General features: G+C 59.7%; 13 protein-coding genes. All 13 read right to left on the reverse strand.

The genetic code is table 11. From position 1 onward, the window contains the following. Positions 1-6: 6 nt before the first annotated feature. Positions 7-513 (reverse strand): peroxiredoxin, encoded by a 507-nt coding sequence (locus tag AC1Q5S_RS20785; protein ID WP_303834358.1) that lies wholly within the window; start codon positions 511-513, stop codon positions 7-9. A gap of 115 nt (positions 514-628) precedes the next feature. Then, complete coding sequence (rpsQ, locus tag AC1Q5S_RS20790; RefSeq protein WP_092699415.1) at positions 629-898, reverse strand: 30S ribosomal protein S17; 270 nt, start codon at positions 896-898, stop codon at positions 629-631. Positions 899-907: 9 nt separating this feature from the next. Further along, positions 908-1,102 carry a 50S ribosomal protein L29 gene (rpmC, locus tag AC1Q5S_RS20795; RefSeq protein WP_024813779.1) on the reverse strand — a complete coding sequence of 65 codons (195 nt, stop codon included), beginning with the start codon at positions 1,100-1,102 and terminating at the stop codon, positions 908-910. Between the two features lie 16 nt (positions 1,103-1,118). Continuing rightward, positions 1,119-1,535, reverse strand: coding sequence for a 50S ribosomal protein L16 (rplP, locus tag AC1Q5S_RS20800; RefSeq protein ID WP_005796975.1), 417 nt, complete (start codon positions 1,533-1,535; stop codon positions 1,119-1,121). A gap of 2 nt (positions 1,536-1,537) precedes the next feature. Next, on the reverse strand, positions 1,538-2,419 hold the full coding sequence (rpsC, locus tag AC1Q5S_RS20805; protein WP_303834352.1) for a 30S ribosomal protein S3: 882 nt from the start codon (positions 2,417-2,419) through the stop codon (positions 1,538-1,540). Positions 2,420-2,433: 14 nt separating this feature from the next. Next, positions 2,434-2,766, reverse strand: a complete 333-nt coding sequence (gene rplV / locus AC1Q5S_RS20810) for a 50S ribosomal protein L22 (RefSeq protein ID WP_005796970.1) — start codon at positions 2,764-2,766, stop codon at positions 2,434-2,436. A 9-nt stretch (positions 2,767-2,775) separates the two neighbouring features. Then, on the reverse strand, positions 2,776-3,054 hold the full coding sequence (rpsS, locus tag AC1Q5S_RS20815; RefSeq protein ID WP_005796963.1) for a 30S ribosomal protein S19: 279 nt from the start codon (positions 3,052-3,054) through the stop codon (positions 2,776-2,778). A gap of 10 nt (positions 3,055-3,064) precedes the next feature. Next, on the reverse strand, positions 3,065-3,889 hold the full coding sequence (gene rplB / locus AC1Q5S_RS20820; protein WP_303834333.1) for a 50S ribosomal protein L2: 825 nt from the start codon (positions 3,887-3,889) through the stop codon (positions 3,065-3,067). 2 nt (positions 3,890-3,891) lie between these two features. Beyond that, the gene (gene rplW / locus AC1Q5S_RS20825) at positions 3,892-4,206 is read right to left on the reverse strand and encodes a 50S ribosomal protein L23 (protein WP_007847815.1); all 315 of its coding nucleotides are present in this window, start codon (positions 4,204-4,206) and stop codon (positions 3,892-3,894) included. Next, the gene (gene rplD / locus AC1Q5S_RS20830; RefSeq protein WP_008906425.1) at positions 4,203-4,823 is read right to left on the reverse strand and encodes a 50S ribosomal protein L4; all 621 of its coding nucleotides are present in this window, start codon (positions 4,821-4,823) and stop codon (positions 4,203-4,205) included. Before rplD ends, rplW begins: the two co-directional genes overlap by 4 nt. Continuing rightward, entirely contained in the window at positions 4,823-5,497 is a 675-nt protein-coding gene (gene rplC, locus AC1Q5S_RS20835) for a 50S ribosomal protein L3 (RefSeq protein ID WP_348682850.1), read from the reverse strand. Before rplC ends, rplD begins: the two co-directional genes overlap by 1 nt. A 212-nt stretch (positions 5,498-5,709) precedes the next feature. Continuing rightward, the gene (rpsJ, locus tag AC1Q5S_RS20840) at positions 5,710-6,021 is read right to left on the reverse strand and encodes a 30S ribosomal protein S10 (protein ID WP_026437399.1); all 312 of its coding nucleotides are present in this window, start codon (positions 6,019-6,021) and stop codon (positions 5,710-5,712) included. Positions 6,022-6,047: 26 nt separating this feature from the next. Then, positions 6,048-6,128, reverse strand: an 81-nt coding sequence (locus tag AC1Q5S_RS20845; RefSeq protein ID WP_080700483.1) for an EF-Tu C-terminal domain-related protein, incomplete at its 5' end; no start/stop codon positions are given.

Raw genomic sequence — 6,128 nt, forward strand, 5'->3', positions numbered from 1 at the left:
CGACCCTCAACCCTTGGCTTGCGCCAGCAACGTGTCGGCGTCGCTCACGGCAAACTGGCCAGGCGCTTCGATATTGAGCGTGACGACCTTGCCGTCGCGCACCAGCATCGAATAGCGGTTGCTGCGCAGCCCCAGGCCCTTGCCCGTCAGGTCCAGCGTCAGGCCCGTGGCCTTGGCGAAGGCGGCATCACCGTCGGCCAGCATGCGCACCTTGCCGCCGGTCTTTTGGTCGCGGGCCCAGGCGCCCATCACAAAGGCATCGTTGACGCTCACGCACCAGATCTCGTCCACGCCAGCCGCCTTGAACTCGGCGGCTTTCGCCAGATAACCGGGCACATGCTTGGCCGAGCAGGTGGGCGTAAAGGCACCAGGCAGGGCAAACAGCGCAATGGTCTTGCCGGCAGTGGCCTTGTCCACGGGCACGGGGTTGGGGCCAATGCTGCAGCCTTCGCCCTCGACTTCCGCGTATTCCATCAGGGTGGTGGCAGGCAGGGTATCACCGACTTTGATCATGTTCATCTCCAAGAAACTGGGACAGTCCGCCGGGGTGCAATGTGCACCCCACAAAGCAAAACGACCCACATTGTGGGTCGTTTTGAAGGTCCTTGCAGGCTTGCGCCGTTAGGGCTTAGAGCAGGCCGGCCTTTTGCACCAGACGGGTCGCAACCCAGTTCTTGGTCTTGGAGAGCGGACGGCTCTCGGTGATTTCGATCACGTCGCCGAGATGGAAGTCACCGTTTTCGTCGTGGGCGTGGTACTTGCTCGACTTGGCAACGATCTTGCCGTAGAGCTCGTGCTTCACGCGGCGCTCGACCAGCACCGTCACGGTTTTTTGACGCTTGTCGCTGACCACCTTGCCAATCAAGGTGCGCTTGAGGGATTTTTTAGGTTCCGTCATGATGGCTCCTTACTTGGCGGCTTGCTTTTCAGCAAGAATGGTCTTGGCGCGAGCGATGTCGCGACGGGTGGTACGCAGCGTGTTGGTGTTACCCAGCTGTTGCGTAGCCTTCTGCATGCGCAGACCGAAATGGGCTTTTTGCAAGGCCTTGATTTCAGTTTCGATGCCGGCAACGTCTTTTTGGCGCAGTTCAGTAGCTTTCATTGCATGTTCTCCTGAATTACGAGCCAATCAGGCGGCTGACAAAGGTGGTGCGCAGCGGCAGCTTGGCGGCAGCCAGGCGGAACGCTTCACGGGCCAGTTCTTCAGGCACACCCACGATTTCAAAAACGATCTTGCCGGGCTGGATTTCAGCCACGTAGTACTCGGGGTTGCCCTTACCGTTACCCATACGCACTTCTGCGGGCTTGGTAGAGATTGGCTTGTCCGGAAACACGCGGATCCAGATACGGCCGCCACGCTTGACGTGACGGGAAATCGCACGGCGTGCAGCTTCGATCTGGCGGGCCGTCAGACGGCCACGATCGGTGCACTTCAGACCGAAATCACCGAACGCAACGGAGGCACCCCGCGTTGCGACACCGGTATTACGGCCCTTTTGCTCCTTGCGGTATTTGCGGCGAGCAGGTTGCAGCATCTTTATTCTCCTTTGCCGTCCGCTGCTGTAGCGGGCGCGTCAACTTTACGAACGCGCTTAACGGCGGTTGCATCGGCGCCACCGGCGCCGACGGGCTTGTCGCTGCCATCGGCAGGGGCGCTGTTGGCGCCCATGGGACGGCGGGGACCACGGCCTGCACCTGGACGGTCGCCACCTGGGCGGCCATCACGGCGCGGACCACGTGGGCGACGCTCTTCTTCCGGACGTGGGGTTTCCACGGCAGGCAGATCGTTGCGGCCCAGGGTGTCACCCTTGTAGACCCAGACCTTGACGCCGATCACACCATAGGTGGTCTTGGCTTCGGAGGTACCGTAGTCGATATCGGCACGCAGGGTGTGAAGTGGCACGCGGCCCTCGCGGTACCACTCGCAACGCGCGATTTCGATACCGTTCAGACGACCGGACGACATGATCTTGATGCCCTGGGCACCCAGACGCATGGCGTTCTGCATGGCGCGCTTCATGGCGCGGCGGAACATGATGCGCTTTTCGAGCTGCTGCGTGATGCTGTCGGCGATCAGCTTGGCATCGATTTCAGGCTTGCGCACTTCTTCGATGTTCACTGCGACCGGCACGCCCAGGCGCGACGCGAGTTCCTTCTTGAGGTTCTCGATGTCTTCACCCTTCTTGCCGATCACCACGCCCGGACGTGCCGAGTAAATGGTGATGCGGGCGTTCTTGGCAGGACGCTCGATCAGGATGCGCGACACGGCGGCGTTCTTCAACTTGGCCTTCAGGTACTCGCGCACCTTGATGTCTTCGGCCAGCATGCCCGCGAAATCGCGGTTGCTGGCGTACCAGCGGCTGGACCAGTTGCGGCTGACCGACAGGCGGAAGCCGGTAGGATGGATTTTCTGTCCCATAGTCTTCCTTGGCCTCAGTTACCAACCGTCACGTACACATGGCACGTGGGCTTGCTGATGCGGTTGCCGCGGCCTTTGGCGCGCGCGGTGAAGCGCTTGAGCGTGGTGCCTTGCTCGACGTAGATGGTCTTGACCTTCAGTTCGTCGATGTCGGCGCCATCGTTGTGTTCGGCATTGGCGATCGCCGATTCCAGAACCTTCTTGACGATGCCCGCAGCTTTTTTCTGCGTGAACGTCAGGATGTTCAGGGCCTGGTCCACCTTCTTGCCGCGGATCAGATCAGCGACCAGACGGCCTTTGTCGACCGACAGACGGACGCCCCGGAGGACTGCACGTGTTTCAGACATGGTCGTTCCTTATTTCTTCTGGACTTTTTTGTCCGCGGGGTGACCCTTGAAGGTGCGCGTCAGGGCGAATTCGCCGAGCTTGTGGCCCACCATCTGGTCGGTGACGTAGACAGGTACGTGCTGCTTGCCGTTGTGCACGGCGATGGTCAGACCGATGAACTCGGGCAGAACCATGGAGCGACGCGACCAGGTCTTCACTGGCTTCTTGTCCTTGGTGGCGACGGCTTTTTCAACCTTGGCCAGCAAGTGATGGTCAACAAATGGACCCTTTTTGAGAGAGCGAGTCATCTGTTACCCCTTACTTCTTGCGACGCGACACGATCATGATCTGTGTGCGCTTGTTGTTACGGGTGCGATAACCCTTGGTCAGATTGCCCCAAGGATCGACTGCATGGCGGCCTTCGCCGGTGCGGCCTTCGCCACCACCGTGAGGGTGATCCACCGGGTTCATGGCGACGCCGCGAACCGTAGGACGAATACCCATCCAGCGCTTCACACCGGCCTTGCCCAGTTGGCGCAGGCTGTGCTCTTCGTTGGCCACTTCGCCAATGGTGGCGCGGCATTCGATGTGGATCTTGCGAACTTCACCGGAACGCATGCGCACCTGGGCGTAGATGCCTTCACGGGCCAGCAGCGTTGCCGAAGCACCTGCCGAGCGGGCGATCTGGGCACCGGCACCGGGCTTGAGCTCGATGCAGTGGATGGTCGAGCCCACGGGGATGTTGCGGATAGGCAGCGTGTTGCCTGCACGGATCGGAGCTTCCGAACCGCTCATCAGCGTTGCGCCGGCTTCCAGACCACGGGGAGCGATGATGTAACGACGCTCGCCGTCGGCATAGCACACCAGAGCGATGTGGGCCGTACGGTTCGGATCGTATTCAATGCGCTCCACCTTGGCGGCGATGCCGTCCTTGTTGCGCTTGAAGTCGACCACGCGGTAGTGGTGCTTGTGACCACCGCCCTTGTGGCGCGTCGTGATGTGACCGTTGTTGTTACGACCGGCCTTCTGGAACTGAGGCTCCAGCAGGGGGGCGTACGCTTCACCCTTGTACAGGTGGTCACGCGTGACCTTCACCACAGCACGTTGGCCGGGCGAAGTGGGTTTCATCTTGATGACAGCCATGATTACGCGGCCTCCCCAGACAGGTTCAGCTCTTGACCTGGCTGCAGCGTGACGTATGCCTTGCGAACGTTGTCGCGGCGGCCAACGGTCTTGCCGAAGCGCTTGGTCTTGCCTTTGGTGTTCACCACAGAAACGCCCTTGACCTCGACCTTGAACATCAATTCCACAGCGGCCTTGATTTCTGGCTTCGTAGCGTTCTGCAGCACCTTGAACGTCACAGCATTGGACTTCTCGGCAACCATGGTGGCCTTTTCGGACACGATGGGAGCGACCAGCACTTGCATCAGACGACCTTCGTCAAACTTGAGCGTGCTCATGCGAACATCTCCTTGAGTTTGTCGATTGCACCCTTGGTGACGAGCACTTTCTTGAAACGGACCAGCGACACGGGATCGGCATAACGGGGCTCGACGACGAGCACGTTCACCAGATTGCGCGAAGCCAGGTACAGGTTTTCGTCGACTTCATCGGCGATCACCATCACCGATTGCAGGTTCATCGCCTTGAACTTGTCGGCCAGGACCTTGGTCTTGGGCGAATCCAGCTTCAGCGAGTCAACCACCGCCAGACGACCTTCACGGGCCAGCTGCGACAAGATGGCAGACATACCGGCGCGGTACATCTTCTTGTTGATCTTCTGCGTGAAGTTTTCATCAGGCATGTTCGGGAAAATCCGACCACCCCCGCGCCACAGAGGCGAGGAAGTCATACCTGCACGTGCGTTACCCGTACCCTTTTGCTTGAAAGGCTTCTTGGTCGAGTGACGGACTTGCTCGCGGTCCTTCTGGGCGCGAGTGCCTTGGCGTGCATTGGCCTGGTAGGCCACGACGATCTGGTGCACCAGATCTTCGTTGTATTCACGACCGAACACGGTTTCGGGAACATCCAGCTTGGATGCACCTTGGCCTTGGTCATTCAGGAGTTCGAGCTGCATTAGTTCGCTCCTTTGGAAGATTTGGCCTTGATGGCGGGACGCACCGTCACGAACCCACCCTTGGAGCCCGGAATGGCGCCCTTGATCAAGAGCAGTTGACGCGCTTCGTCGATGCGGATGACATCGAGGTTTTGCGTGGTCTTGGTGACGTCGCCGAGGTGGCCCGTCATGCGCTTGCCGGGGAACACGCGACCGGGGTCTTGCGCCATGCCGATGGAACCTGGCACGTTGTGCGAACGGCTGTTACCGTGCGATGCGCGCTGCGAGGCCATGTTGTGGCGCTTGATGGTACCGGCGTAGCCCTTACCAATGGAGGTGCCTTGCACGTCGACCTTCTGGCCCACTGCAAAAACATCAGCCACAGGCACTGCAGCACCGGCGGCATACTTGCCGGCGGTTTCTGCGGTCACGCGGAATTCCTGGATGATTTCACCGGCTTCCACACCTGCCTTGGCAAGGTGGCCGGCTTCTGGCTTGGTCACGCGCGATGCTTTGCGCGAACCGAACGTGACCTGCAGGGCCACGTAGCCATCGTTCTCTTGGGTTTTGACCTGGGTAACGCGGTTGTTGGACACATCCACCACCGTGACAGGCACTGCGTCCCCATCATCGGTGAACAGACGCATCATGCCCACTTTGCGACCCAGCAACCCGAGGGAGTTGCTCAGACTCATTTGTTTCTCCAAAACTTCCACCGCCACAACTTCAATTGGCTGCGGCGTTTGCACTCGCGTGCATGAAAGACGGTTAATAAAACTTCACCCGCAGAACACCTTTTGAAGGCGCAAATCGAGCGAAGCCCTAAAGTATAACGCGAACTGCTTTTTCAAGCAAGTTCGCGTTATCGAGACATTGCCCGAGGGGTCACCCCCTCAGGCAACAGCCATTACTGCAGCTTGATTTCGACGTCCACGCCAGCAGGCAGGTCGAGCTTCATCAGGGCGTCAACGGTCTTGTCCGTCGGGTCCACGATGTCCATCAGACGCTGGTGCGTGCGGATTTCGAGCTGGTCGCGGCTGGTCTTGTTGACGTGCGGCGAGCGCAGGATGTCGAACCGCTTCATGCGCGTCGGCAGAGGCACGGGGCCCTTGACGATGGCGCCGGTACGCTTGGCGGTATCAACGATCTCGGCAGCGGATTGGTCGATCAGCTTGTAGTCAAACGCCTTCAGGCGGATACGGATTTTTTGCTGGGACATGGCAAGTTCCTTGTTCTGCTTATGAATTAAGCAATGATCTTGGCCACGACGCCCGCGCCCACGGTACGACCGCCTTCACGGATAGCGAAGCGCAGACCTTCTTCCAT

The organism is Acidovorax sp. GW835-FHT14B10 (assembly GCF_058793725.1).